Origin of the sequence: Stutzerimonas sp. S1, from assembly GCF_025966695.1 — a bacterium.
Lineage (GTDB): Bacteria > Pseudomonadota > Gammaproteobacteria > Pseudomonadales > Pseudomonadaceae > Stutzerimonas.
In genome coordinates, this window is sequence record NZ_JAOEIY010000006.1 from 162,467 (window position 1) to 186,625 (window position 24,159).

26 protein-coding genes are annotated in these 24,159 nt (G+C 64.4%); 16 read left to right on the forward strand and 10 right to left on the reverse strand.

What is annotated here, in order from left to right; all coding sequences use genetic code 11:
• The first annotated feature begins 10 nt into the window (after positions 1 to 10).
• The 10 genes from N8H22_RS14355 (at position 11) to N8H22_RS14400 (ending at position 7,793) form a co-directional block, all read left to right on the forward strand.
• On the forward strand, positions 11 to 325 hold the full coding sequence (locus N8H22_RS14355; RefSeq protein ID WP_264591187.1) for a c-type cytochrome: 315 nt from the start codon (positions 11 to 13) through the stop codon (positions 323 to 325).
• Between the two features lie 17 nt (positions 326 to 342).
• A complete protein-coding gene (locus N8H22_RS14360; RefSeq protein WP_264591188.1) occupies positions 343 to 684 on the forward strand; it encodes a cytochrome c in 342 nt (113 codons plus the stop codon).
• A complete protein-coding gene (locus N8H22_RS14365; protein ID WP_264591189.1) occupies positions 681 to 1,859 on the forward strand; it encodes a cytochrome D1 domain-containing protein in 1,179 nt (392 codons plus the stop codon). The genes N8H22_RS14360 and N8H22_RS14365 overlap by 4 nt, the downstream gene beginning before the upstream one ends.
• 1 nt (position 1,860) lies before the next feature.
• Positions 1,861 to 2,319, forward strand: coding sequence for an Lrp/AsnC family transcriptional regulator (locus N8H22_RS14370; protein ID WP_264591190.1), 459 nt, complete (start codon positions 1,861 to 1,863; stop codon positions 2,317 to 2,319).
• A complete protein-coding gene (locus N8H22_RS14375) occupies positions 2,316 to 2,831 on the forward strand; it encodes an AsnC family protein (RefSeq protein ID WP_264591191.1) in 516 nt (171 codons plus the stop codon). The genes N8H22_RS14370 and N8H22_RS14375 overlap by 4 nt, the downstream gene beginning before the upstream one ends.
• The gene (locus tag N8H22_RS14380; protein WP_264591192.1) at positions 2,824 to 3,267 is read left to right on the forward strand and encodes an Lrp/AsnC family transcriptional regulator; all 444 of its coding nucleotides are present in this window, start codon (positions 2,824 to 2,826) and stop codon (positions 3,265 to 3,267) included. Before N8H22_RS14375 ends, N8H22_RS14380 begins: the two co-directional genes overlap by 8 nt.
• Positions 3,242 to 3,748, forward strand: coding sequence for a nitrite reductase (locus N8H22_RS14385; RefSeq protein WP_264591193.1), 507 nt, complete (start codon positions 3,242 to 3,244; stop codon positions 3,746 to 3,748). Before N8H22_RS14380 ends, N8H22_RS14385 begins: the two co-directional genes overlap by 26 nt.
• A gap of 210 nt (positions 3,749 to 3,958) precedes the next feature.
• Positions 3,959 to 4,399: a cytochrome c gene (locus N8H22_RS14390; RefSeq protein WP_264591194.1), complete on the forward strand. Its 441-nt coding sequence runs from the start codon at positions 3,959 to 3,961 to the stop codon at positions 4,397 to 4,399.
• 44 nt (positions 4,400 to 4,443) lie between these two features.
• A complete protein-coding gene (locus N8H22_RS14395; protein WP_264591195.1) occupies positions 4,444 to 5,868 on the forward strand; it encodes a cbb3-type cytochrome c oxidase subunit I in 1,425 nt (474 codons plus the stop codon).
• A gap of 83 nt (positions 5,869 to 5,951) precedes the next feature.
• A complete protein-coding gene (locus N8H22_RS14400) occupies positions 5,952 to 7,793 on the forward strand; it encodes a VWA domain-containing protein (RefSeq protein ID WP_264591196.1) in 1,842 nt (613 codons plus the stop codon).
• A 19-nt stretch (positions 7,794 to 7,812) separates the two neighbouring features.
• Here the strand turns inward: N8H22_RS14400 and N8H22_RS14405 are convergent, their stop codons facing one another.
• The 6 genes from N8H22_RS14405 to N8H22_RS14430 all read right to left on the reverse strand — a co-directional run bounded on the left by N8H22_RS14405 (position 7,813) and on the right by N8H22_RS14430 (position 14,698).
• Positions 7,813 to 9,357 carry a sulfite reductase flavoprotein subunit alpha gene (locus N8H22_RS14405; RefSeq protein WP_264591197.1) on the reverse strand — a complete coding sequence of 515 codons (1,545 nt, stop codon included), beginning with the start codon at positions 9,355 to 9,357 and terminating at the stop codon, positions 7,813 to 7,815.
• A 9-nt stretch (positions 9,358 to 9,366) separates the two neighbouring features.
• Complete coding sequence (locus N8H22_RS14410) at positions 9,367 to 10,242, reverse strand: DUF4198 domain-containing protein (protein ID WP_264591198.1); 876 nt, start codon at positions 10,240 to 10,242, stop codon at positions 9,367 to 9,369.
• A 14-nt stretch (positions 10,243 to 10,256) separates the two neighbouring features.
• A complete protein-coding gene (locus tag N8H22_RS14415) occupies positions 10,257 to 10,766 on the reverse strand; it encodes a DUF2271 domain-containing protein (protein ID WP_264591199.1) in 510 nt (169 codons plus the stop codon).
• 9 nt (positions 10,767 to 10,775) lie between these two features.
• Positions 10,776 to 11,369 (reverse strand): PepSY-associated TM helix domain-containing protein, encoded by a 594-nt coding sequence (locus N8H22_RS14420; RefSeq protein ID WP_264591200.1) that lies wholly within the window; start codon positions 11,367 to 11,369, stop codon positions 10,776 to 10,778.
• 160 nt (positions 11,370 to 11,529) lie between these two features.
• A complete protein-coding gene (locus N8H22_RS14425) occupies positions 11,530 to 13,752 on the reverse strand; it encodes a TonB-dependent receptor (protein WP_264591201.1) in 2,223 nt (740 codons plus the stop codon).
• Positions 13,753 to 13,993: 241 nt separating this feature from the next.
• Positions 13,994 to 14,698 carry an SIMPL domain-containing protein gene (locus N8H22_RS14430; protein WP_264591202.1) on the reverse strand — a complete coding sequence of 235 codons (705 nt, stop codon included), beginning with the start codon at positions 14,696 to 14,698 and terminating at the stop codon, positions 13,994 to 13,996.
• Between the two features lie 154 nt (positions 14,699 to 14,852).
• On the opposite strand from N8H22_RS14430, the gene N8H22_RS14435 reads away from it, so the two are divergent.
• From N8H22_RS14435 to N8H22_RS14460, 6 genes are all read left to right on the forward strand, one after another.
• Positions 14,853 to 16,106, forward strand: a complete 1,254-nt coding sequence (locus N8H22_RS14435; protein WP_264591203.1) for an ATP-binding protein — start codon at positions 14,853 to 14,855, stop codon at positions 16,104 to 16,106.
• Positions 16,107 to 16,139: 33 nt separating this feature from the next.
• Positions 16,140 to 16,700, forward strand: coding sequence for a response regulator transcription factor (locus N8H22_RS14440; protein WP_264591204.1), 561 nt, complete (start codon positions 16,140 to 16,142; stop codon positions 16,698 to 16,700).
• 176 nt (positions 16,701 to 16,876) lie between these two features.
• Positions 16,877 to 17,818: an AEC family transporter gene (locus tag N8H22_RS14445; protein WP_264591205.1), complete on the forward strand. Its 942-nt coding sequence runs from the start codon at positions 16,877 to 16,879 to the stop codon at positions 17,816 to 17,818.
• Positions 17,819 to 18,042: 224 nt separating this feature from the next.
• A complete protein-coding gene (locus N8H22_RS14450) occupies positions 18,043 to 19,023 on the forward strand; it encodes a M23 family metallopeptidase (RefSeq protein WP_264591206.1) in 981 nt (326 codons plus the stop codon).
• A gap of 19 nt (positions 19,024 to 19,042) precedes the next feature.
• Positions 19,043 to 19,357 (forward strand): hypothetical protein, encoded by a 315-nt coding sequence (locus N8H22_RS14455; protein ID WP_264591207.1) that lies wholly within the window; start codon positions 19,043 to 19,045, stop codon positions 19,355 to 19,357.
• 16 nt (positions 19,358 to 19,373) lie between these two features.
• On the forward strand, positions 19,374 to 19,799 hold the full coding sequence (locus N8H22_RS14460; protein ID WP_264591208.1) for a polymer-forming cytoskeletal protein: 426 nt from the start codon (positions 19,374 to 19,376) through the stop codon (positions 19,797 to 19,799).
• Positions 19,800 to 19,854: 55 nt separating this feature from the next.
• On the opposite strand, the gene N8H22_RS14465 is transcribed toward N8H22_RS14460, so the two are convergent.
• From N8H22_RS14465 to gatB, 4 genes are all read right to left on the reverse strand, one after another.
• Positions 19,855 to 20,940 (reverse strand): calcium/sodium antiporter, encoded by a 1,086-nt coding sequence (locus N8H22_RS14465; protein ID WP_264591209.1) that lies wholly within the window; start codon positions 20,938 to 20,940, stop codon positions 19,855 to 19,857.
• A gap of 33 nt (positions 20,941 to 20,973) precedes the next feature.
• Positions 20,974 to 22,059, reverse strand: a complete 1,086-nt coding sequence (locus N8H22_RS14470) for a calcium/sodium antiporter (protein ID WP_264591210.1) — start codon at positions 22,057 to 22,059, stop codon at positions 20,974 to 20,976.
• 70 nt (positions 22,060 to 22,129) lie between these two features.
• The gene (locus N8H22_RS14475) at positions 22,130 to 22,528 is read right to left on the reverse strand and encodes a septal ring lytic transglycosylase RlpA family protein (protein ID WP_264591211.1); all 399 of its coding nucleotides are present in this window, start codon (positions 22,526 to 22,528) and stop codon (positions 22,130 to 22,132) included.
• A 176-nt stretch (positions 22,529 to 22,704) separates the two neighbouring features.
• Positions 22,705 to 24,153 carry an Asp-tRNA(Asn)/Glu-tRNA(Gln) amidotransferase subunit GatB gene (gene gatB / locus N8H22_RS14480; protein WP_264591212.1) on the reverse strand — a complete coding sequence of 483 codons (1,449 nt, stop codon included), beginning with the start codon at positions 24,151 to 24,153 and terminating at the stop codon, positions 22,705 to 22,707.
• Between the last annotated feature and the right edge of the window lie 6 nt (positions 24,154 to 24,159).

Below are 24,159 nucleotides of genomic sequence, written 5' to 3' on the forward strand. Positions count from 1 at the left end.
GGAAGTACTCATGAAAAAAATTCTGCTCCCATTGCTCGCCCTCGGCGGCGCGCTGGCCCTGCAGCCCGCGCTGGCGCAAGACGGCGAAGCGCTGTTCAAGAGCAAGCCCTGCGCGGCCTGCCACAGCGTTGATGCCAAGCTGGTTGGCCCGGCGCTGAAGGAAGTGGCAGCGAAGAACGCCGGCGTCGATGGCGCCAGCGATACTCTCGCCGCCAGCATCAAGAATGGCAGCAGTGGCAAGTGGGGTCCGATCCCGATGCCGCCAAATGCCGTGACCGAAGAAGAAGCCAAGGCCCTGGCTACCTGGATCCTGAGCCTCAAGTAACACCCCTGGAGGACGCCATGATCAAGTCCCGACATGCAGTATCACGTTTGGGGCTGGCCCTGGCGTCCTTCCTCCTGATTTCCCCAGCCCTAGCCGCGGCGCCCAGCGCCGAGCGTCAGGCGCAACTCGAGCATCTGCTCCTGCAGGACTGTGGTTCGTGCCACGGCCTGCGCATGACCGGCGGCCTCGGCCCGGCGCTCACCCGCGAAGCGCTTGCCGGCAAACCCCGTGACAGCCTGATCGCCACCGTGACTCACGGTCGCCCCGGTACTGCCATGCCCGGCTGGAAGGCCCTGCTCGACGAGCAGGACATCGCCTGGCTGGTCGACCTGCTTCTGCAAGGATATCCAAAGCCATGAACCGTCCGACTCTGCTGTTGGCTGCGGCCTGTCTGCTGCTTGGCGCCTGTGCCCAACAACCGCTGCGAGGCAGTGGTGACCTGGGCGTGATCGTCGAGCGCGCCGCCGGCAGCCTGCAAATCATCGAGACCAGCGGGCAGACGCGTCTGGCGCGCGTCGAAGGGCTGGGCGATCTGTCCCACGCCTCGGTGGTGTTCTCGCGCGATCAGCGCTTCGCCTACGTGTTCGGTCGCGACGGCGGATTGACCAAGGTCGATTTGCTTGAACAACGCATCGACAAGCGCGTGGTGCAGGGTGGCAACAGCATCGGCGGCGCGATCAGCCAGGACGGCACGCTGATCGCCGTCGGCAACTACGAGCCGGGCGGAGTCAAGGTGTTCGATGCCAAGACCCTTGAACTGGTCGCCGACATCCCTGCCACGCCGCTGGCCGATGGCAGCCGCAACTCGCGGGTGGTCGGCGTGCTCGATGCGCCGGGCCGGCGCTTCATCTACAGCCTGTTCGATACCCATGAAACTTGGCTGCTCGACTTCAGTCAGGGCAACACGCCGCGAATCACCCGTTTCGACAACATCGGTAAACAACCCTACGACGCGTTGCTGACGCCCGAAGGCCGCTATTACATCGCCGGCCTGTTCGGCGAAGACGGCATGGGCAAGATCGATCTGTGGCACCCGGAGAAGGGCGTCGAGCGGATTCTCGATGGCTACGGCCGTGGCCAGGAAAAACTGCCGGTGTACAAGATGCCGCACCTGGAAGGCTGGACCGTCGCCGGCAATCAGACCTTCGTGCCCGCCATCGGCCAGCATCGCGTGCTGGTGATGGATTCGCAGAGCTGGAAGCAGACCGACGCCATCGACGTCGCCGGTCAGCCGGTGTTCGTCATGGCGCGGCCGGATGCGCGGCAGATCTGGGTCAACTTCGCCCATCCGGACAACCACAAGGTTCAGGTCATCGACAGCGAGACCCACGAAATCATCGCCAACCTGGAGCCGGGACCGGCTGTGCTGCACATGGAGTTCACCGCCCGCGGCGATCAGCTGTGGCTGTCGGTGCGCGATGGCAACGAGGTGCAGGTCTGGGATCCTTATCGGCTGAAGCTGCTCAAGCGGCTGCCCGCGGATAGTCCGAGCGGCATCTTCTTCAGCAGTCGCGCCCACGAAACGGGGTTGTGATATGCAGATCGATAGCCTCAGTCGCCGCCTGATCGACCGCTACCAACACGGTATGCCGCTGTGCGCCGAACCCTACCGCGCGATGGCCGACGAGCTCGGCTGCAGCGAGGGTGAGGTGCTCGCCTGCCTCGAACGACTGCAGCAGAGCGGCGGGCTGTCGCGCATCGGTCCGGTGTTCGAGCACAGTCGCGCCGGCGCCAGCACCCTGGTCGCGCTGGCCGTACCGGAGGCACGGCTGGAGCAGGTTGCGGCGCGCATCAATGCCTTCCCCGAGGTCAACCACAATTACCTGCGCGAGCATCGCTACAACCTCTGGTTCGTCCTGACCGGGCCGGACCGGGCGCACATCGACCGTCTGCTCGCCGAGATCGAGGTTGACACCGGGCTGGTGCCGCTCGATCTGCCGATGCTGCACGCCTACCGTATTGACCTGGGCTTTCCGCTGGGAGATCCGTCATGAATGGCTGCCTGAACGAACTGCAGGCGATGCACCTGCGTCGTCTGCTCGAAGCCGGTCTGCCACTGGTCGCACGTCCCTATCAGCAGCTCGCCGAGCAGATCGGCAGCAGCGAGGCGCAGGTGCTCGCGCAGATCCAGCACTGGCAGGACGACGGTCTGTTTCGGCGCGTCGGTCTGGTGCTCAAGCATCGCGCGCTGGGCTTCAGTGCCAATGCCATGCTGGTGCTCGATATTCCCGATGCGGACGTCGATGAAGTGGGCCGCCGGCTCGGCCAGGCCGCTGGCGTCAACCTCTGCTATCAGCGTCCGCGGCGTCTGCCGCAGTGGCCGTACAACCTGTTCTGCATGGTTCACGGGCGTGAGCGTGAGCAGGTCTGCCAGGTGATCGAGGCGTTGCTCGCGGCCAACGGCCTGAGCGAGGTGCCGCATCAGCTGCTGTTCAGCACCCGTGCCTACAAGCAGTGCGGCGGCCGCTACGCGCCGCCGCTGGCCAAAGAGGTTGCCAATGGATGACTTCGATCGACAGCTGATCAATCGCCTGCAACATGGTCTGCCGTTGGTGCGGCGGCCGTGGGAGGCGCTGGCCAAAGAACTCGGCAGCACCTCCGAGGCGCTGCGCGCACGGGTCCAGGCGCTGCTCGACGATGGCACGCTGACCCGCTTCGGCCCGATGTTCGATATCGAGCGCCTCGGCGGCGCCTTCACCCTGGCGGCGCTGGCGGTACCGGAGGCGCGCTTCGACGAGGTGGCCGCGCTGCTCGAAGCGATGCCCGAAGTTGCGCACAACTACCGCCGCGAACATGCGTGGAACATGTGGTTCGTGCTCGGGTGCGCGACCCCGCAGGGCATCGCCGAGACCATTGCGCGCATCGAGGCGCAAACCGGGCTGTCGGTGCTCAACCTGCCGAAGGAGGAAACCTACCATGTCGGTCTGCACTTCCCCGTCTGACGAGCAACTCACTCACCGCCTGGTCGAGCTCACCGAGGCCGGTCTGCCGCTGGTCGACGATCCCTGGGCCTGGCTCGCCGGCGAGTTGGGTCTTGAGGTGGATGAGACCTTGGCGCTGTTGCAGCGCCTGCAGACTGACGGCGCGATTCGGCGCATTGCCGCGGTACCCAACCACTATCGTCTGGGTTATCGGCACAACGGCATGACCGTGTGGGACGTCGACGACGCCGAGATCGAACGCCTCGGCGCATTGATCGGCGCCCAGGCCTTCGTCAGTCACTGCTATCGCCGTCCACGTCGTGAAGGCTGGCGCTACAACCTGTTCGCCATGGTCCACGGGCGTGATGCCTCCGATATCGAGGCCTACCGCAACCAGATCCGTGCGCTGCTCGGCACGGCCTGCCGGGCCGACGAAATGCTGGTTTCCACCCGCATTCTGAAAAAGACCGGCCTGCGCGTAGCCGCCCAGCGCAGCGCCTAGCACCCGCTCTCTCCCTCGGCGATGTCGGCAACGGCAATCGCCCCCCCGGCCGCTCTGGCATCGGCAACGCTGCGTCGATGGCCGCCGAGCGCGCGTTTTGCCTTGCGTATAAAGCCCTACTGTAGCGTTCAGGTTTTTCTTGATTGCCATCAAGCAGGTTTCGATAGCCCCCTTCTTAAACTGGCCACGCCAAGCCATGAGGAGGCGACCATGTCCGAGACCTTCACCAAAGGAATGGCCAGGAATATCTACTTCGGGGGGAGCGTGTTCTTCTTCCTGGTGTTCCTGGGCCTGACCTATCACACAGAGCAGACCTTTCCCGAGCGATCCAACGAATCGGAAATTACCGAGGCGGTGGTGCGCGGCAAAGCGGTCTGGGAAAACAACAACTGCATCGGCTGCCACAGCCTGCTCGGTGAAGGCGCCTACTTCGCGCCGGAGTTGGGCAACGTATTCGTCCGTCGCGGTGGAGATGAGGCTTTCAAGCCTTTCCTGCACGCCTGGATGAAGGCCCAGCCTCTCGGGGCTCCGGGTCGTCGCGCCATGCCGCAATTCAATCTGAGCGAGCAGGAAGTTGACGATATGGCGGAGTTCCTCAAGTGGACTTCGAAGATCGACACCAACAACTGGCCGCCAAACAAGGAAGGTTGAGTTGATGAACGTCTTTGTTACCGAATCCTTAGGAGGGCTACGAGATGGGCATCATTAATCCGCATCTCAAATTCCAATCGCAGGCTGTTGCCAAACCTTACTTCGTCTTTGCGCTGATGCTGTTCGTCGGCCAGATCCTGTTCGGTCTGATCATGGGCTTGCAGTACGTGGTGGGTGACTTCCTGTTCCCGCTGCTGCCGTTCAACGTGGCCCGGATGGTCCACACCAACCTGCTGATCGTCTGGCTGCTGTTTGGCTTCATGGGCGCGGCCTACTACCTCATTCCCGAGGAAGCCGATCGCGAACTGCATAGTCCGAAGCTGGCACTCATCCTGTTCTGGGTGTTCGCCGCTGCCGGTGTGCTGACCATTCTCGGCTATCTGTTCGTGCCCTATGCGGGCCTGGCAGCGATGACCGGTAACGAGCTGCTGCCGACCATGGGCCGCGAGTTCCTCGAACAGCCGACGATCACCAAGATCGGTATCGTGGTGGTGGCCCTGGGCTTCCTCTACAACATCGGCATGACCATGCTCAAGGGTCGCAAGACCGTGGTCAGCACGGTGATGATGACCGGTCTGATCGGCCTCGCGGTGTTCTTCCTGTTCTCCTTCTACAATCCGGAAAACCTGGCGCGCGACAAGTACTACTGGTGGTTCGTGGTGCACCTGTGGGTGGAAGGCGTGTGGGAACTGATCATGGGTTCGATGCTGGCCTTCGTCCTGATCAAGATCACCGGCGTGGACCGTGAAGTGGTCGAGAAGTGGCTCTACGTGATCATCGCCATGGCACTGATCACCGGCATCATCGGTACGGGTCACCACTTCTTCTGGATCGGTGCACCGACCGTGTGGCTGTGGCTGGGTTCGATCTTCTCCGCGCTGGAACCGCTGCCGTTCTTCGCCATGGTGCTGTTCGCCTTCAACATGGTGAATCGTCGCCGCCGCGAGCATCCGAACCGTGCCGCCGCGATCTGGGCCATGGGCACAACCGTGACTGCGTTCCTCGGTGCCGGCGTGTGGGGCTTCCTGCACACCCTGGCTCCGGTGAACTACTACACCCACGGTTCGCAGATCACCGCCGCGCATGGTCACCTGGCCTTCTACGGTGCCTACGCGATGATCGTCATGACCATGATCAGCTACGCCATGCCGCGTCTGCGTGGCCTCGGTGAAGCGCCGGATGCCCGTGCGCAGACCGTGGAGATCTGGGGCTTCTGGCTGATGACCATCTCCATGGTGCTGATCACCCTGTTCCTCACCGCCGCTGGCGTGGTGCAGGTGTGGCTGCAGCGTCTGCCGGCCGATGGTGCTGCCATGTCGTTCATGAATACCGCTGACCAGCTGGCCATCTTCTTCTGGCTGCGTCTAATCGCCGGGGTATTCTTCCTGATCGGCCTGGTCTGCTACCTGTACAGCTTCCGGCAGCGTGGCCGGGTGACAGTCGCTTCGACAGCCGCCGCTGCGGCCTGAGACGAAGCGTAGCGATGATCGACGGCCCGGCTGGTACTAGCGGGCCGTTGTGCTTTTCAACCGCCTGCACGGAGTAACCCGCCATGGCCTTTACCATCGAAGTGGAAGAGTGGGTCGGCAGCGTCTGGCACCGCTTCATCACCCGCCGCGCCAGCCCGGACTTTCCGGAGGCACGGGTCGAGCTGGAAAGCATGCAGCGGCCGCTGGCGCTGCTGTTCCGCGCGATGGGCGGCGCCAGCGGTGTCGGTGTCGAAGCCGCTGCTGCGCGGGATCTGCTATTGCGGCGCAACCTGCTGCAACAGGTCGCGGGCACCTGCAAGCAGTTGCCGGTGGCCTGGTGCGACCGCAACAACCTTCGGCTTCCGCAAAGCCTCGCGGTCTACCCCGAGGCGGCGCTGAACCAGGATCTTTATCGTTGGCTGGCGCTGCTCGCAGCGCAGGCCGGCGAGATGCGCCATTGGGCGCGTGACAACCAGCGCTGGACTCAGCAGCTGCTGGAACAATTTCCCGCCATGCGTCCACGCTATCAGCGTCTGGTCGAGGCGCACCTGCTGCTGCGCCCGGACCCGAGCCAGCTGCCCAAGGCCGAAGCCGCGCTGGAAGTGGCGCTGTGTCAGGCTTTGCGCGAGCCGGGCAGCGTCAGCCAGTTTCCCCGCAGCGAGCGGGCGCCCTGGCCGCTGCCGCTGTGGTTATATCCGGCGGAAAACCTCGGTGAGCCCCAGGCCGCCGACCGCGGCGAGGACGGCGAGGGCAATCTGGAAACCCCTCCGGGCGGTGAAGCGCGTCAGCGCAAGCGCGCCAAGCGCGTCGAGGAGAGCACCAGCAAGGGCGGGCTGCTGCTGTTCCGTCTGGAAAACCTGTTCAGCTGGTCGGAGCACGTCGAGCTGGATCGCTGCGGCGATGACACCGAGGATCTGGATGCCGCGCGCGTCGCCGAGGATCTCGATGAACTGGCGCTGTCGCGTCAACGCATGCGTCAGGGTGGCGGCCTGAAGCTGGACCTGGACCTGCCAGCGGCAGATTTCGATGACGTGCCGCTGGGCGAAGGCATCAAACTGCCCGAATGGGACTATCGCAAGCAGGCCCTGCAGAAGGACTTCGTCAATCTGCAGCTGATGTTGCCGCGCGGCTCCGAGGCCAAGCCGCTGCCGCTGCATCTGGCGCCGCTGGCACGCCGTCTGCGCCGGCAGTTCGAGCACCTGCGCAATGATCGCCAATGGCTGCGCCAGCAGCCCCAGGGCTCGGAGCTGGACCTGCAGGCCTGGCTGGATTTCCACGTCGAGCGGCAGAACGGCCAGTGCGCCGAGCGCGGCCTGTTCATGGAGCAGCGGCAGAACCGCCGCGACCTCGCTTGTTTGCTGCTGGCCGACCTGTCGATGTCCACCGACGCGCACCTGGACAACGAGCACCGGGTGATCGACGTGATCACCGACAGTCTGCTGCTGTTCGGCGAGGCGCTATCGGCGGTGGGCGATCAATTCGCGCTCTACGGTTTCTCCTCGCTGCGTCGTCAGCAGGTGCGCATGCAGGAGCTGAAAAGCTTTCGCCAGCCCTACGGCGACGAAACCCGCGGACGCATCCAGGCGCTCAAGCCCGGTTACTACACCCGCATGGGCGCCGCAATTCGTCACGCTACCGAGCTGCTCGGCAACTGCAAGCAGCGGCGCAAGCTGTTACTGCTGGTGACCGACGGCAAGCCCAACGATCTGGATCTCTACGAAGGCCGTTACGGCGTCGAGGACACCCGCCAGGCGGTGATGGAAGCGCGCAAGCAGGGCCTGCTGCCGTTCTGCATCACCATCGACCGCGAGGCCGGCGACTACCTGCCCTACATGTTCGGCGCCAACGGCTACACCCTGATCAAGGAGCCGCAGCAGCTGCCGTTCCGTCTGCCGCAGCTGTACAAGCAGCTGACCCAGCCTTAGCGCGGCGCTTGCGGTGCTGCTAGTAAAGGTCGCGACAGTAGCGGCTCTGCTCGGCGAGCACCGCGAGCCGCTGTTCGCCGAGCACGCCGACGAGGATCTGCTGCACCGCGGCGCCCATGCCCTCGAGGCTGCCGCAGACATAGATCGCCGCACCGGCATCGACCCAACACCGTAGCTCGTCGGCAGCGTCGCGCAGGAGGTGTTGCACGTAGAGCTTCGCTGCCTGGTCGCGGGAGAAGGCCAGGTCCAGGCGTTGCAGGTGACCGCTGTCCAACCAGCCTTGCAGTTCCTCGCGAAAGAAGAAGTCGTGCTTGCCGTTGCGCTCGCCGAACAGCAGCCAGTTGCGCGTGTTCGGCAGTGCCGCCCGCTCCTGCAGGTGGCTGCGCAGGCCGGCGATGCCGGTGCCGTTGCCGATCAGAATCAGCGGGGTGTCGGCGGACGGGCCGTGGAAGGCGGGATTGGCACGCACGCGCAAGGCGATTTCGCTGCCGAGCGGGGCATACCGGCATAGCCAGCCGGAGCCGAGACCGAGGTGGCCGTCGGCCGCGCGTGCCTCGCGGACCAGCAATTGCAGGGCACCACCGGTGCCGATCGAGGCAATCGAGTACGACCGAGGTGCCAGCGGCGGCAGCGCAAGCAGGCTGGCGATGTCCGGTTTTGCACTGCCGGCCGGTGGCAGGCGCCGGTCGCCGAGCGCGTCGGCAATGGTGCGTCCGTCCGGCAGCGGCTGATCGGCGGCGAGTCCCGCGCGTCGCAACCAGGCGCGGACGGTTTCCGCGGCGTGGCGCGGCCCGACTTCGGCGATATCGCCAGCCTGCCAGCGATCCTCGCCGTCGAGTGGCAGCAGCGTCAGCAGGTAGACCGGCGCACCCGCGCTGCCGGGGTTGAGGCACTGGCGGCGCTGCAGCTGCCAGCGACGGTAGGGCGTGGGTTGCCAGTCGCTGAATTCCTGCTGCCCGCCAAGATGAGCCAGGCGCTGCTGCCAGTGACGCAGCGCACCGTGTTCGCCGCGATCGACCTCGATTCGGTCGAACAGCGGACTCGCCTGCGCGGCTTGCAGTCGACGGTCCAGGCGCCGGCCGAAGGCGCAGAAGTCAGGATAGTTACGGTCGCCCAGAGCCAGCACGGCGTACTCGAAGCCGCGCAGGGTGAGACTGCTGGTGAGCAGCTGGCGCTCGAAACGCGTAGCGTTGTCGGGGGCTTCGCCTGCGCCATAGGTGCTGACGACGAATAGCCCCCGTCGGTAGCGCGCGAGATGGCTGGGGTCCAGCTCGTTCAGCGCGAGCGGCATGGCATGCATGCCGGCGGCGGCCAGCTGTGCGGCGCTGCGTTCGGCAATGTTGCGCGCCTGGCCGCTCTGGCTGGCGTAGGCGATCAGCAGCTCACCGGCCGGCTCAGGTGCGGGGCGGGCGCGCCGTTGCCGGTAGATGCCGGCGCATAGCGCGACATAGGCGAATGCCACCAGCGCCGCCGACACTTCGCGCGCCGGCTGCCAGGTCAGCAGCAGTGCCGCGAGCGCGACAACGGCAGACAGCGGTAGAAGCCGCAGCAGGGCGTTCGACACGCTGGCGGGTCAGGGCGCGAGGACTTCGAGCGTGGCGCTGTAGCTGGCGCGGCGCTCGCTGGCGGGTTTGCGGACGCCCTCGCGGGTGGTGTACTCGGCCGTCAGCCAGTACATGCCGGCCTGCGGCCAGGTGATGCTGACTTTGCCCGCGGCATCGGTGCTGGCCTTGATCTCGCCCAGCTCATCGCGATAGCGGTTGCCGCCAGGGATCACGCTGATCTCGACGCCGGCCGCCGGCTTGCCGTCGAGCAGGAAGACGAACTCGGCCGGCTCACCAGCGAACAGGTCGTTGGGGTGAGTGAGCGGCTTCAGCTCGAGGCCCTGGCCGGTTGGTTCGAGCACGCTGCGGGTCGGTGCGCCAGAGGTGACGAAGACTTCCATGCGACTGCTGTTCTGGCTGACCTTCAGGCCCTCGGCCTTGGCCGGGACGTCTTTGGCGAAACCTTCCGCGCTGCCCATCCAGCGGCGCGGCTGACCGTTTTCCTTCCAGCTGGCAAACAGGCCATTGTTGGCCACGGCCAGTTTGTAGGTGCCTTTCTGGCTCAGCTGCACATCGAAGGTGCTGCGGTAGCGACCGACGGCACCGTTCTGTGCCGACACCTTCGAGCCATCCGGGGCAATGATCTGCAGCTCCGGTGCCGGCCGCGCGCGCATGCCCGGCGGGCCGCCTGCCGGGGCCTGGGCAGCATCGCCGATGCCCTTGAGACGCATCGGTACGTGTTCGAAATAGAACAGGTCGTTGGATACGGCGGCGTCGACGGTGATCCACGGCTCTTCGCCGGAGAGCACGGTAGCCGAAGGCAGCATCCAGGCGCGGTGGGCCTGGGCCGACAGCGGCAGGCAGGCGGCGAGCGCCAGGGCGGTCCATTTGATGACGGGTTTCATGGCGTGGGTCCTGTTCATGGGGTCAGCGTGAGGGTGATGGCGCCCAGCTCGCTCTTGCCCTGGGCTTGACGTTCGGCGTTCTGCTGGGGCGGCCAGCTGAATGGGACGCGCAGCAGCTCGCGACCGCCGACCTCACGAGCCGCTTCGACCACCACGCGGTACTCGCCCGCTTCCAGGGTTTTGAGCGGCGCTTGCTGGTCGGAGAACTGCAGCCTGTGGCTGCCCACGGCGCGGGTGGCACCGCTGACACCGTCGACCGGCATTTCCAGGCTGCGGCCGCTACGGCGCCACCACTGGCGCAGGTCCTTGAGCCATTTCTCGCCTTCCTTGTCCTTGAGCTTGGTGTCGTACCACACCGCCAGATTGGCGACGTGGCTCTGGTCCGGCCGCTCGAGCCAGATGGCGACATAGGGCCGGTGGTACTCGGCGACATCCAGACGCGGAATCTTCACGTCCAGCTGCAGGTCCGCCGCGTGCAGCGGGGCACTGAGCAGGGCGAGGGGCAACAACAGGCGTTTACGCATGGGCAGTCCTTAATGAATGAAGAGCAGCGCCAGCAGCAGCGGGATCACCAGCCCCAGGCCCACCAGGGGCCAGGTGCTGGGGCGGTTGCCGGCGTGACGCTGCAGAAGCAGCAGGCCGGTGAGGCTGAACACCACACAGGCACCGGCGAAGAAGTCGATGAACCAGCTCCAGGCCTCGCCGCTGTGGCGGCCCTTGTGCAGGTCGTTGAAGTAGGCGATCCAGCCGCGGTCGGTCGACTCGTATTCCAGTTCGCCGGTTTCGCTACTCAGGCTCAGCCAGGCATCGCCACCGGGGCGGGACAGGGCGACGTAGAGTTCGCCATCGCCCCATTCGGCTTCACGCCCGGCCAGGCGGATTTCCAAGGTCTGCTCCAGCCATGCGCGTAGTTCGACGGGCAGACCCGACTCGGGCGCTTCGGCCTGCAGTTTGGCGAGCAGCGGCTCGGGAAGCTGCGCGGCGTGGCTTTGCACCAGCGGTTTGCTCTCGATCTGCCCAGCGTGGTTCAGGGTGATGCCGGTGGCCGCGAACAGCAGCATGCCGACCAAGCACAGCGCGGAGCTGATCCAGTGCCATTGGCGCAACGTGCCGAGCCACAGACGCATGGTGATCCTTTGCCTTGGAGAAGAGTGGGGCGAATTCTAGGGCGCCTCAGCACGGGAATGTTAAAGATTTACAAACAGCATACATTCGCGTCTTGGCTGCCGGGGCTGTGCTTAAAACAACGAAGCCGGGTTAAACCCGGCTCGTGGTATTTCTGGGCGGTCAGAAGGTGAAGTTGGCGGATAGCCAGAGACGACGGCCTTCTTCCATCACCCCGGTCGTGCCAGCGGTCGAGTGAGAGAAGTCGGTACCGTAGGCTGTGCCAATGGTGGGGAGCGTCGCCGGATTGGAGTTGGCGTAGCTATACGTGCTGTAAGCCTTGCCATCGACGAAGTCTTTGTCCAGCAGGTTGTAGATGGCGGCGTTGAGCGTGAGGTTCTCCGATGCGCGGAACGAGCCGCCTAGGTGAAACAGCGTATATGCCTTGGTGTTCTTGCCCAACGTGTCGTAGATGGACTGGTTGGTGGAGTAACGGCCGCTGTCGGCAAGGTTTTCATACTTGGACGTGAAGCGAGCACGCTCGCCGCGGTATTCGCTCTTCAGCCAGAGGTTCAGGCGGTCGCTGGTCTGCCAGTTCAGCTTGGCATTGGCGAGGTGCTCCGGCGTGTTGGTCAGGGGTTCGCCCTTGTTTTCGCCACTCTTCTGCTCGCTGTCCGTATAGGTGTAGTTGGCGCTCAGCGTCCAGGCGGGGGCGAAGGACCAGCTGGCGGCAAGTTCCAGGCCCTGGGTGACGGCTTCATCGATGTTGATCTGCTGCGCATAGCTGCCGTCGGGAATTCCCGGGCGCCCGGTGATCTGGATAGGGTCGCCGCTGGCGATCTTGTCCTTGAACTTGTTGTGGAACAGCGTGGCGTTGGCGTTGAAACCAGCCAGGTTGTCGAAGTACACGCCGAATTCGGTGCTGGTGGTGGTTTCCGGCTCGAGGTCGGGGTTGCCGATGGTGATGACCTGACCCTGTCGGGTCGCACCGTTTACGCCGGAGTGGAGGTCGTTCAGGTCCGGTGTGCGGTAGCCGCGGCTCACACCGCCCTTCATGGTCCAGCTGTCGGACGTGTTCCAGACGAGGTAAGCGCGTGGGCTGACATGCCCGCCAAAGGCTTCGTGATCGTCGTAGCGGGCACCCAGCGTCAGCGCCAGATCCTCGCGCAGGCGCCACTCGTCTTCGGCGAAGACGGCCCAGGTTTTCTGCTCGAACGTGGTCTGGGCGATGCCGTCGTCCATCTCGGCTTTCCACCACTGCCCGCCAACCGTGGCGATGTGCGACTCACCTACAGGCGCGACCAGCTTGGTGTCCAGTACCAGATTGGTCGTCTCCAGTTCGCGTGGCGCGCCGCCGATGGCACCTGGCACTGCGGTCGGGTCGCCGATGGTGCCGGGGATGGTGCGGCCTAGGGTTTCGGTCGTGTTGCGCATCAGGCTGGATTCAAGCGTGCCGAAACCCAGGCGGCCCGTGTGGGTGAGCGCGATCTGCTCGCGTTCGAAACGAAGCTCGTCGTCGTAACCATTCGCCCGGGTGACAGCGCTGGCGCTGCACTGCTGATTCTGGCCGTCCAGGCTGCCGAGCTGGCATTCGTCGTTGTTGTAGACCTGGCGGCCACGTTCGACGTCCAGGCCGAAATCGTGATCCTCGTGCGGCGTCAGCGTCAGGCGCGCGCCCAAGTTATTAGTGCGGCCTTCGACCGGCGAGGGCCCGCGCTTGCTGACATCGACGCCGTTGCCATAGCTCAAGTCCGACTCCTGGCGGTCGAACAGACTGCCGCGAACTTGCAGGCCGAGCAGGCCGTCGATCAGCGGACCGCTGGCGTAAACACTGGTGTTTCGGGTGTCGCCGAAGTCCCGGTCTTCCTGATAGGTGTAGTCCTGGGTCAGCGAGCCGGTCCACTCCTTGGCTACCTTGCGGGTAATGATGTTGATCACGCCGCCCATGGCGTCGGAGCCATAGAGCGTCGACATCGGGCCGCGGATCACTTCGATGCGCTCGATGGCGGACAGCGGCGGCATGAAGCTGGTGGAGGTTTCGTTGAAGCCGTTTGGCGTGACGTTGCCGGCAGCGTTCTGCCGGCGGCCGTCGATGAGGATCAGCGTGTATTGGCTCGGCATGCCGCGGATGCTGATATTCAATCCGCCGGTCTTGCCGGTGCCTTGGCCGATATCGATGCCTTCCACGTCGCCCAAGGCCTGTGCCAGGTTGTTGTAGCGCTTCTGCTGCAAGTCCTCCTGGCTGATCACACTGATGCTAGCCGGCGCCTCGGTGACCTTCTGCTCGAAGCCGGATGCGCTGACTACCATGTTGTCCAGCGTGACGGGGGAGGACTGGGCCATGACGCCGAGGCTGCTGCCAAGCAGGGCGCTGGCGAGGGCGGTACGAGCGAAGGGGATGAACATGCGGGCTCCTGAACAATGCGCGGGTTGCGAATTAGCGGCGCATGATAATCAGTCGCACCTGTTATGTAGGATCATTTACATGTCAATGTGCCCAGCCGGCGTTGTGGAAAGCGGCGAAAGCCAAGGCTGGCGTGGGGTTGGGCGATTGTAAGAAATTGTTGCAAGGTCGCCCGCCGCAGCCGGGCGGGCCGGCAGGCCGCTCGACAGGGCTGTAATTCGCAGGGCGGTAATATGGCTCGGATCAGCGCATCTGCACTTCGATCACGCCATCGGCGCTGATGCTGATCTCGCGGGTCCCGGCTTCGATCTCGGGTGTCGGCATGGCATCGCGGCTGAGCTTCATCGCGGCGCTGCGCATCACCGGCTGATAGCCGCCGCCACTGTTGAGGTTCAGGCTGACCAGTCGATAGCCGGAGCCGCCGAGCGCCTCGGTGGCAAGCTGCGCGCGGGCCCGAAAGGCTGTTACGGCATCCTTGAGCAGCGCGTCTTCGTTCTGCTTGCGGACCGGGTCGGACACGCTGAAGTGCATGTCACCCATCTTCAGGCTCTGCATCAGTTCGCCGGTCAGTTGCGACAGCGCAGCGAAGTCGCCGCTTTCCAGGCGCAGTTCGGCGCGCTCGCGCCAGCCGGTGATCTGCTGGCCCTTGTCGTCGTAGACCGGGTAGCTACTGCGACTGCCCTGGCTGACGGTCACGCCCTTGGCTTGGCGGGCGCGCTGCAACGCCTGATTCAGTGTGCGGGTGGTCGCGGCGGCGAGCTGGGCTGGATCCTTGTGCTGTGCTTCGCTGTAGAGCGTGACATGCATGCGATCATGCGCCACTTCGCTGCTGACTTCGGCGCGCAGCGACACCTGGTTGTAGCGCTGCTCTTCGGCGCTGGCGGGCAGGGTGGCGAGGCTGGCCAGGCTGGCCAGCAGAACGGTGGTGCGAGAGACGGGGTAGAACATGACGGCTCCTGGTGGTGAGCGCCGGCAATCGCGGCAGCAGGCACAAACTGTAACCGCGACGACGGCGTCGTGCAGTGAATCTCTGCGTCGCGTTGCCGCACGGAGGTTGCCCGATCAGTGGCTTGGTTATACTCGGCGCATCTTTGGAGACTCCATGTACGCATCCGTTCAGCTGCTTTCGGCCAGCCGTCAGAACCTTCGGCTCCTGATTCTGATTCGTGTCCTCGTGCTGGCGGCACAGTCCGGCGCGGTGGGGCTTGCCTACGCCACCCAGGCACTGACGCTGCCATGGCTGGCGCTGGGCCTGACACTGGCGGTGTCCGGTTTGCTGTGTCTCGGCGCCGCATTGCGCCTGCGCGGTCCCTGGCCGGTCACCGAGCTGGAATATGCGGTGCACTTGGGCTTCGATCTGTTGGTCCACAGTGCGCTGCTGTATTACTCCGGGGGCTCGACCAATCCTTTCGTCTCCTACTATCTGGTCCCGCTGACCATCGCCGCCGCGACATTGCCGTGGCTGTACACCCTGGTGCTCGCCGGGCTGGCGTTGGCGGGGTACACGTTGATGCTGGTGTGGTACGACCCGATCACCCTGCCGCCAGTCGAGCGTGCGACGTTGCTGGTATATGGCATGTGGCTGAGCTTCGCGCTGGCTGCCGCGCTGATCACCTTCTTCGTCGCGCGGATGGCCGAGCAACTGCGTCGCCAGGCACAACTGCAGGCCCAACGCCGCGAGGAGAGCCTGCGTGACCAGCAACTGCTGGCTGTCGCCACTCAGGCTGCCGGCGCCGCCCATGAGCTGGGTACACCGCTGGCGACCATGAGCGTGCTGCTCAAGGAGTTGCGTCAGGAATACAAGGATCCGCAGCTGAGCGAGGACCTGGGGCTGCTGCAGTCGCAGGTCCAGCTGTGCAAGGAAAGTCTGCGTCAGCTGGTGCGCGCCGCCGAGGCCGATCGACGGCAGGCGATCGTCGAGCAGACGGCGCGCGAGTGGGTCGAATCTGTGCTGCAGCGCTGGCACCTGATGCGCCCGGAAGCGACCTACCGGTTCCAGTGCATCGGCCGGGGTAGCGCACCACGCCTGATGCCGCCGGCCGATCTCAGCCAGTCGCTGCTCAACCTGCTGAACAACGCCACCGATGCCAGCCCGGAGGATCTCGACATCCGTCTGGACTGGGATGCACAGTGGATCAAGCTGACCATTCGTGATCATGGCGCAGGCGTCCCCCTGGCGATCGCCGAGCAGATCGGCCGACCTTTCATTACCACCAAAGGCAAAGGCTTCGGCCTCGGCCTGTTCCTCAGTCAGGCCAGCGTGACTCGCGCCGGAGGAACGGTGAAACTCTACAATCACGAAGAAGGTGGCACACTGACCGAGTTGCGCCTGCCGCACGGTTCGGTACGCGCCTGATCCGATCGTGACCCCAATGCGAGGAATGCATAGATGACCGACGAGTTGCAGCAAGAGGGCGAAGAACAACCCCACCTGCTACTGGTGGACGACGATCCGACATTCACCCGTGTGATGGCAAGGGCCATGAGCCGTCGTGGGCTGCGGGTGAGCATTGCCGGTTCCGCCGAGGAAGGTTTGGCCCTGGCCAAGCAGGATATTCCGGATTACGCCGTGCTCGATCTGAAGATGGAGGGTGACTCCGGACTGGTGCTGCTGCCCAAGCTGCTCGAGCTGGACGCGGAAATGCGCGTGCTGATCCTCACTGGCTACTCGAGCATCGCCACTGCGGTGGAGGCGATCAAGCGTGGCGCCTGCAACTACCTGTGCAAACCGGCGGACGCCGACGATGTGCTGGCCGCACTGCTGTCCCAGCACGCCGACCTCGACAGCCTGGTGCCGGAAAACCCGATGTCGGTCGACCGGCTGCAGTGGGAGCACATCCAGCGCGTACTCAGCGAGCACGACGGCAACATCTCGGCCACTGCGCGCGCGCTGGGCATGCACCGGCGCACACTGCAACGCAAATTGCAGAAGCGCCCGGTCCGTCGCTGATCGCCTAGGTTACCCGGCATGGGCAGAACGCGCAGATTCGCCGCCTGCCCATGCAGAGTGCCACCATCTGGCAGCCATCACCGTCTCTCAGCGTGATCCCGGCACGCTCCTTGCGCCGGGCCGCTAATTGCCCGCCCATGCTTTAACATGGCGCCTTTGCTTCTGCAGGCGGGTCCATGCTTCCTCTCGTGCTTCAAACCCTCAGCGTCACGGCGCCGGTTTTCGTCATGTTGTTTCTTGGCGTGGCGCTCAAGCGGCTGGGCTGGATCGATGCGGCATTCATCAACACAGCGTCGGCACTGGTGTTCAAAGCGACGATGCCGACGCTGCTGTTCATCTCCATCGTCAAGGCGGATCTGAGCGCCGCCTTGCAGCCAGCGGTGCTCGGTTACTTCGTGCTTGCCACAGTGGCGACCTTCGGCATGGCTTGGGCCTGGGCATTGTGGCGTTGCCCGAAAGCGGACCGCGGCGTGTATGTGCAGGGCGCGTTTCGCGGCAACAATGGCATCGTCGGACTGGCGTTGGCCGGCAGCCTTTATGGCGACTATGGCCTGTCGCTCGGCAGCGTGCTGGCCGGTGTGGTGATTCTGGTCTACAACAGCCTGTCGGCGGTGGTGCTGGCGATCTATAGCCCGGGTGCTCGTACCACTGTCGCGTCGATCTGCCTCGGTATCCTGCGCAATCCGCTGATCCTCGGTGTGCTGGTGGCCGTGCCGTTTGCCTATTGGCAGATCGCCCTGCCCGAATGGTTGATGACCTCCGGCGGTTATTTTGCGCAGATGACGCTGCCACTGGCTCTGATCTGCATCGGCGCCACCCTGTCGCTAGCCGCCTTGCGCGAAAGTAGCGGCATCGCTCTCAGCTCCAGCCTGATGAAGATGATCTGGTTGCCGGTTCTGGCCACGCTTGGTGCCTGGCTGTTTGGGTTTCGCGGGCCGGAACTGGGCATTCTGTTTCTCTACTTTGCCAGCCCGACTGCCGCGGCGAGTTTCGTCATGGCCCGCGCAGTGAACGCCAATTACCAGCTGGCGGCCACCATCATTGTTGTGACGACGCTGATGGCCGCGCTGAGCATCAACATCGGTCTGTTGCTGCTCGGCTGGCTCGGTTGGATCTAGTGACCAGCACAATTGGCCTCGGCGTTTCTTAAGTGTTGTCTGCAACAGCCAACGTCGGCGTCGGTGATGTGACCGATATCGGCTTTCCAGCGTGAGAAAGGGGTAGATGCGTCTAATCGCCCAACAGGCCGCAGAAAAAAAAGCCTCATTCCCGTCCAATCGCCCCCGGATGTTCGACGGCTTGCCTATCTGGGCAGGTCGTCTTGTTCTCTGGGGATGCCAAGATGCCGTTCTTCACACCATCGACCCGTTCGCTGACGCGTGAGACCAATCGAGTAGTCAACTTGCGGCGCATGCGCGCGCCAGTCCTGGTGCTGCTGCTCGCAAACCTGGGGACCTTCGCTGGAGGTGTCCTGGTCGGGCGGGACCTGAGCCCCGACACCGCTGCGGTAAGCCCCGGCCAACCTGAATTAGCGAATGAAGGGCGTTTCGCCGTTGCGCGGGTCGGGGAAATGGTAGGGCGCTTGAAATCGCTGGAGTCCGATGTGCTCGCGTTGCAGCAGATGCTTAGCGAGCAGCGCGCCCTCGGTGAGCAGCTCTCAGCGTTGGATCCGAGCTTGCTGCCGGTGCTAGCACCGGACCCGGCTTCGCGCAGCAGCGCCGCGCAGGGCGGTCTGCTATTGCCTCCGCGTGGCTGCTCGGGCGAGCTGTCGTTGCAGGCGGATAGCGTGACGCTAGCCGATCTGGAGCACAGTGAGACATCGGCGCGCTGCATGCGCGCAGCGCTCGATGGGATGATGCAGCGCGTGGCCGAGCGCAACGCGGCGCTGATGGCTATTCCGTCGCGTCGACCGGTCGCGGTGGCGCGCCTGGGTTCGGCCTACGGCAACCGCGTCGATCCGTTCCGCAAGCAGCTGGCGTTTCACTCTGGCGTGGATTTCGCGCTAAAAACGGGCTCCGATGTATTTGCCTCGGCCGGTGGGCGAGTGCGCTTTGCTGGCTACCGTGGTGCCTACGGCAATCTGGTGGAGATCGATCACGGCAACCGGCTGGTGACTCGCTACGCACATCTATCGCGGCTGCACGTGCGAGCCGGTGATGTCGTCACGCCGCAGCAGCGAATCGGCGCGGTAGGGTCGACCGGGCGCTCGACCGGACCGCACCTGCATTTCGAGGTGCTGCACAACGGGCGCTTCGTCGATCCGCAGCGCTTCCTGGCCTTGGGTGATCTGGAGCGCGCAGGCGATGGCTTGGCCGATGATTAGAAGGCCTTCAACCCGCGAATTGCTGCACGCCGAGCACCGCCCAGTGATTGCCCGCAACAGACGCCGGTACTGGCTTCCGGGCGTCATGCTGTGTGTGGTCGCGGCGCTGCTGTTCCTGCGTTTCACTGAGAACTCTGCGCATGCGCAGCAGATCACGCAGCTGGCCGCCGAGAGTGAGGCGTTGCACGCCGCGCTCGAACGGAGCCGGCTGCAGCGCCAGGAAGCACAGGCCACGGAAGAGCAGCTGTTGCGGCGCATCACCCAGTTATCCACCCAGATCGAGCGCCTGCAGACCGAGCTGGCGTTCTTTCGTCAGCAGAAGAAAAGCCGTTAAACCGTTGGAGTAGAAGATGTTCAATAGGAAAAAGCCGGTGCCTCGAGTCACCATCGATCAGTTCTCGAGCCTGATTTCCGGCAGTCTCTCGCTGGTGGGCGATATGGAGTTCGAGGAAGGGCTGAAGGTCAGCGGCGCGGTGCGTGGCAATGTCTGCCACAAACCTGGAACGCACAGCCTGCTGGCCTTGAGCACCGAAGGCCGGATCGAGGGCAACGTCAGCAGCTACGATGCGCTGATCGACGGCACCATTGTTGGCGACGTCGTGGTCGAGCATCTGCTCGAGCTGCATTCCAATGCGCGGGTGTGCGGCAATATCCGCTACCGCCAGTTGAGCATGGAAAGCGGCGCAGTGGTCGATGGCACGCTCCAGTGCATCAGCGATGAGAGCGAGACGGCTCAGCTCTTCGAGCTGCCACGTTTGCACGTCCGCGAAGGCTGAGCCGCGCGCTGCACCGCACGATGTCTGCGCGCCCGGCGCAGCCTCGCTCCAGACGTCAGCGCTGCACCTTCCACGCGCGGGCGGCGATCACCAGCAGCGTCACGGCAGTCAGCGGCAGCGCATAGCCGAGGATGGCTTCGCCAAGGGTCTGCGCGAAAGGTCGGCCAGTGCTGACCAGTACCAGATAAGAGGTGTAGGCCGCGTAGTAGGCAAGGAACAGCAGGCCTTCCCAGCGGCGGATGCAATAGTCGACGAAGAAGATCGGCAGGCATGCTACGGCGACGGCGATCATCACCGGGAAGTCGAACCCCAGCGCGTTGTCGGAGACGCCGATCGCCTGCGGCGAAACCAGCGCCGAAAGCCCCAACACACACAGTAGGTTGAAGATATTGCTGCCGACGATGTTGCCCACTGCAATATCGCGTTCGCCACGGATGGCCGCGAGAATCGAAGTGGCCAATTCCGGCAGAGAGGTGCCGACGGCGATCACCGTCAGGCCGATGACCAGCTCCGACAGCCCCAGTGCCCGCGCCAGCGATACGGCACCCTCGACCAGAAAGTTCGAGCCGCCCACCAGCAACGCGAGGCCGGCGATCACCAGCCCGACGTTGATCAGCGTGGCGTGGGGTTTGGCTGGCTCGTGCAGGCCGAACTCCTTGGCGAACTCGTCTTCATCGTTGGCCGCATTGTTGCGCCGGCTGCTGATGATCAGGAACAGTGTGTAAGTGATCACAGCGCTGAACAGCAGCGCGCCGTCGAGGCGGCTGAGTGCGCCGTCCCAGGCCAAGGCATAGGTCACCAGGCTGGCGCCGATCATGATCGGTACGTCGAGCCGGATCAGCTGACGCGACACCAGCAGTGGTGCGATCAGCGCCGTGGCGCCAAGGATCAGCAGCACATTGGCGATATTGCTGCCTAGCACGTTGCCGATCGCGATGTCGCCGCTGCCGTTGAACGAGGCTTGTACGCTGACCGCGGTTTCCGGCGCGCTGGTGCCGAAGGCCACCACGGTCAGACCGATAATCAGCGGCGAAATACCGAAGCGCGCGGCCAGTTTGGCGGCGCCGCGCACCAGCACCTCGGCTCCGGCGACGAGCAGCACCAGACCGGCAATCAGGTAGACGAAGGTCATAACGGACACGGCGATCGGACTCCAATAAAGAAAGGGGGATAGTCAGCGCTGGTGTTTCCAAGCGCGCAGGAAGATCACCAAAAGCGTCACGGCGGTCAATGGCAATACGTACCAAGTCATTGCATGGCGCAGTGGTGCACCCAGCGCCAGGCCGGTGGCAAACATCACCAGATACAGGTTGTAGGCCAGGTAATAGGCGAGGAACAGCAGGCCGTTCCAGCGGCTGATGCAGTAACCGGAGAAGAAGATCGGCAGGCAGGTGGCGGATACGGCGAGCATCACTGGAAAATCGAATGCCAGTGCATTGGGCGAAATCGACAGGCCTTCGGCCGTCACCGCAGCGCCGGCACCGAGTACCAGCAGCAGGTTGAAGATGCAGCTGCCGATCACATTGCCGACTGCGATGTCGCGCTCGCCTTTCAGTACGGCGAGTAACGAAGCGGCCAGTTCTGGCAGCGAAGTGCCGATCGCGATGACTGTCAGGCCGATGATCAGTTCGGACAGGCCGAGGGCCCGCGCCAGCGCCACCGCGCCCTCGATCAGCAGGTGCGCCCCTGCTACCAGCAGGCCCGCGCCGAACCCTACCAGCAGCAGGTGCTTGAGCCAGGCGGCCGGTCGTGCGCCTGGCTCGGGGTGAAATTCGCTGACGAACTCGTCGGCAGCGAGTGGACGCCGTTCGCGGCGGCTGGCTAGCACGAGAAAAGTGGTGTAGCCGATCAGGGCTACGAGCAGCACGCCGCCATCGAGGCGGCTGATACGGCCGTCGTAGGCCAGGGCGTAGGTCAGTAGCCCGGCGCCGATCATCAGTGGCACGTCCAGGCGAATCAATTGACGCGAGACCCGCAGCGGGGCGACAAGCGCGCAAAGGCCGAGGATGAGCAGGATATTGGCGATGTTGCTGCCGATCACGTTGCCCACAGCGATGTCGCCGTTGCCTTTGAGCGACGCCTCGACGCTAACCGCAGTCTCCGGTGCGCTGGTGCCGAAGGCGACCACGGTGAGGCCGATGATCAGCGGCGGGATGCCGAAGCGTGCCGCCAGGCGCGTAGCGCCGCGGACCAGGCTTTCGGCGCCCAGCGTCAGCAGTGTCAAGCCGGCGAGTAGATAGGCGAGGATGATCAGCGACATGCACGGGGTCCGCGGCGGGCAGGCGACGATGCGTGTCGCCAGCCGCATCGCGCGCATTGACGACTGCAGTTCATTCGATGGTTTCGATACGCACGGCCACTACGCCACGTTCGATCATGTCGATCTGCTGTGCGGCGGCCCGTGAGAGGTCGATGATACGGCCGCGGCGGAACGGACCGCGATCGTTGATGCGAACGACGACTTGCCGGCCGTTGGCTAGATTGGTTACGCGCACCCGCGTGCCGAACGGCAGTGAGCGATGGGCTGCCACCAGCGCGGTTTGGTCGTGACGTTCGCCATTGGCGGTGCGCTGGCCGTGGTGCATCCGCGCATAGTAGGACGCCTTGCCCTGCTGACTGAAACCTCGCTGTGCCTCGGCTTGTGACGCGGGCGACGTCGGTTGGCGTTCGGCGCAGCCGGAAAAAAGGGCGAGCAGCAGTAGCGGGGCGAGCAGGCGTATGACGTGCATGTGCGATCCGTTCCTTGATGAGCGCTGTTGCCGGTTTGCGGTACGCCAGCCGCGGGACAGTGTGGCACTCGCAGGATGTGTCGGCGCGGACCGCGTGAAGGCTGCCGCGGTGCAGCGCGAACGCTGCTGGCGGTACTCGGGCGGTCGGCCAGGTCAGGCCGGCCGCCACGCTGGGCTTAACCTTCGAGCTTCTGCTTAAGCAGTTGGTTCACTTGGCCCGGGTTGGCTTTGCCCTTCGACGCCTTCATCGCCTGACCAACGAAGAAGCCGAACATCTTGCCGCGTTTGGCCTCGTCACTGGCGCGGTACTGCTCGACCTGCTCGGCATTGGCGGCCAGTACTTCGTCGAGCATCGCCTCGATGGCACCCGCATCGGTGACCTGCTTGAGGCCCTTCTTCTCGATGACGTCGTCGGCGCTGACACCTTCACCGGCCGCGAGGGCCTCGAAGACCATCTTGGCGATCTTGCCGGAGATGGTGTTGTCCTGGATGCGCTGGATCAGGCCGCCGAGCTGCGCGGCGGAGACCGGCGACTGCTCGATCTCCAGGCCTTCCTTGTTGAGCAGGCTGGACAGCTCGCCCATCACCCAGTTGGCGGACAGCTTGGCATCGCCGCAGACCTTCTGTACGTCCTCGAAGTAGTCGGCCAGCTCGCGGCTGGCAGAGAGTACCGAGGCGTCGTAGGTGGACAGGCCAAACTGACTCTCGAAGCGCGCGCGCTTTTCGCCTGGCAGCTCCGGCAATTCGCCACGAATCTGCTCGATAAAGGACTCTTCCAGCACCACCGGCAGCAGGTCGGGGCAGGGAAAGTAGCGGTAATCGTTGGCTTCTTCCTTGCTGCGCATCGAGCGCGTCTCGTCCTTGTTCGGGTCGTACAGGCGAGTTTCCTGCACGACCTGGCCGCCGTCCTCGATCAGCTCGATCTGCCGCTGCACCTCGTGGTTGATCGCCTTCTCGATGAAGCGGAAGGAATTGACGTTCTTGATCTCGGCGCGGGTGCCGAATGCGGCCTGACCTTTCGGACGCACCGAGACGTTGCAGTCGCAGCGCAGCGAGCCTTCGGCCATGTTGCCGTCGCAGATGCCGAGATAACGCACCAGCGCGTGGATCGCCTTGACGTAGGCCACGGCCTCTTTGGCCGAGCGGATGTCCGGCTCGGAGACGATCTCCAGCAGCGGCGTACCGGCGCGGTTCAGGTCGATGCCGCTCATGCCGTGGAAGTCTTCGTGCAGGCTCTTGCCGGCGTCCTCTTCCAGGTGTGCGCGGGTGATGCCGACGCGCTTGATCGTGCCGTCTTCCAGGGTGATGTCCAGATGGCCCTTGCCGACCACCGGATGATCCATCTGGCTGGTCTGATAGCCCTTGGGCAGGTCCGGGTAAAAGTAGTTCTTGCGTGCGAACACGTTGGTGCGGCCCAGTTCGGCGTCGATCGCCAAGCCGAACTTCACCGCCATGCGCACGGCTTCTTCATTGAGCACCGGCAGAGTGCCGGGCATGCCCAGGTCAACCAGGCTGGCCTGGGTATTCGGCTCGGCGCCGAAGGTGGTGGCGCTACCGGAGAAGATCTTCGAGCGGGTGCTGAGCTGGGCGTGGATTTCCAGCCCGATCACGGTTTCCCATTGCATGTGTAT

Coding starts and splice junctions, on each gene's coding strand:
- N8H22_RS14425 (WP_264591201.1), bottom strand. CDS start 13,752: ATGTTCATCCCCTTCGCTCGTACCGCCCTCGCCAGCGCCCTGCTTGGC.
- N8H22_RS14450 (WP_264591206.1), top strand. CDS start 18,043: ATGCCGTTCTTCACACCATCGACCCGTTCGCTGACGCGTGAGACCAAT.
- N8H22_RS14380 (WP_264591192.1), top strand. CDS start 2,824: ATGGATGACTTCGATCGACAGCTGATCAATCGCCTGCAACATGGTCTG.
- N8H22_RS14410 (WP_264591198.1), bottom strand. CDS start 10,242: ATGAAACCCGTCATCAAATGGACCGCCCTGGCGCTCGCCGCCTGCCTG.
- N8H22_RS14445 (WP_264591205.1), top strand. CDS start 16,877: ATGCTTCCTCTCGTGCTTCAAACCCTCAGCGTCACGGCGCCGGTTTTC.
- N8H22_RS14475 (WP_264591211.1), bottom strand. CDS start 22,528: ATGCACGTCATACGCCTGCTCGCCCCGCTACTGCTGCTCGCCCTTTTT.
- N8H22_RS14435 (WP_264591203.1), top strand. CDS start 14,853: ATGTACGCATCCGTTCAGCTGCTTTCGGCCAGCCGTCAGAACCTTCGG.
- N8H22_RS14400 (WP_264591196.1), top strand. CDS start 5,952: ATGGCCTTTACCATCGAAGTGGAAGAGTGGGTCGGCAGCGTCTGGCAC.
- gatB (WP_264591212.1), bottom strand. CDS start 24,153: ATGCAATGGGAAACCGTGATCGGGCTGGAAATCCACGCCCAGCTCAGC.
- N8H22_RS14415 (WP_264591199.1), bottom strand. CDS start 10,766: ATGCGTAAACGCCTGTTGTTGCCCCTCGCCCTGCTCAGTGCCCCGCTG.
- N8H22_RS14395 (WP_264591195.1), top strand. CDS start 4,444: ATGGGCATCATTAATCCGCATCTCAAATTCCAATCGCAGGCTGTTGCC.
- N8H22_RS14370 (WP_264591190.1), top strand. CDS start 1,861: ATGCAGATCGATAGCCTCAGTCGCCGCCTGATCGACCGCTACCAACAC.
- N8H22_RS14470 (WP_264591210.1), bottom strand. CDS start 22,059: ATGTCGCTGATCATCCTCGCCTATCTACTCGCCGGCTTGACACTGCTG.
- N8H22_RS14440 (WP_264591204.1), top strand. CDS start 16,140: ATGACCGACGAGTTGCAGCAAGAGGGCGAAGAACAACCCCACCTGCTA.
- N8H22_RS14375 (WP_264591191.1), top strand. CDS start 2,316: ATGAATGGCTGCCTGAACGAACTGCAGGCGATGCACCTGCGTCGTCTG.
- N8H22_RS14460 (WP_264591208.1), top strand. CDS start 19,374: ATGTTCAATAGGAAAAAGCCGGTGCCTCGAGTCACCATCGATCAGTTC.
- N8H22_RS14430 (WP_264591202.1), bottom strand. CDS start 14,698: ATGTTCTACCCCGTCTCTCGCACCACCGTTCTGCTGGCCAGCCTGGCC.
- N8H22_RS14420 (WP_264591200.1), bottom strand. CDS start 11,369: ATGCGTCTGTGGCTCGGCACGTTGCGCCAATGGCACTGGATCAGCTCC.
- N8H22_RS14360 (WP_264591188.1), top strand. CDS start 343: ATGATCAAGTCCCGACATGCAGTATCACGTTTGGGGCTGGCCCTGGCG.
- N8H22_RS14365 (WP_264591189.1), top strand. CDS start 681: ATGAACCGTCCGACTCTGCTGTTGGCTGCGGCCTGTCTGCTGCTTGGC.
- N8H22_RS14355 (WP_264591187.1), top strand. CDS start 11: ATGAAAAAAATTCTGCTCCCATTGCTCGCCCTCGGCGGCGCGCTGGCC.
- N8H22_RS14385 (WP_264591193.1), top strand. CDS start 3,242: ATGTCGGTCTGCACTTCCCCGTCTGACGAGCAACTCACTCACCGCCTG.
- N8H22_RS14390 (WP_264591194.1), top strand. CDS start 3,959: ATGTCCGAGACCTTCACCAAAGGAATGGCCAGGAATATCTACTTCGGG.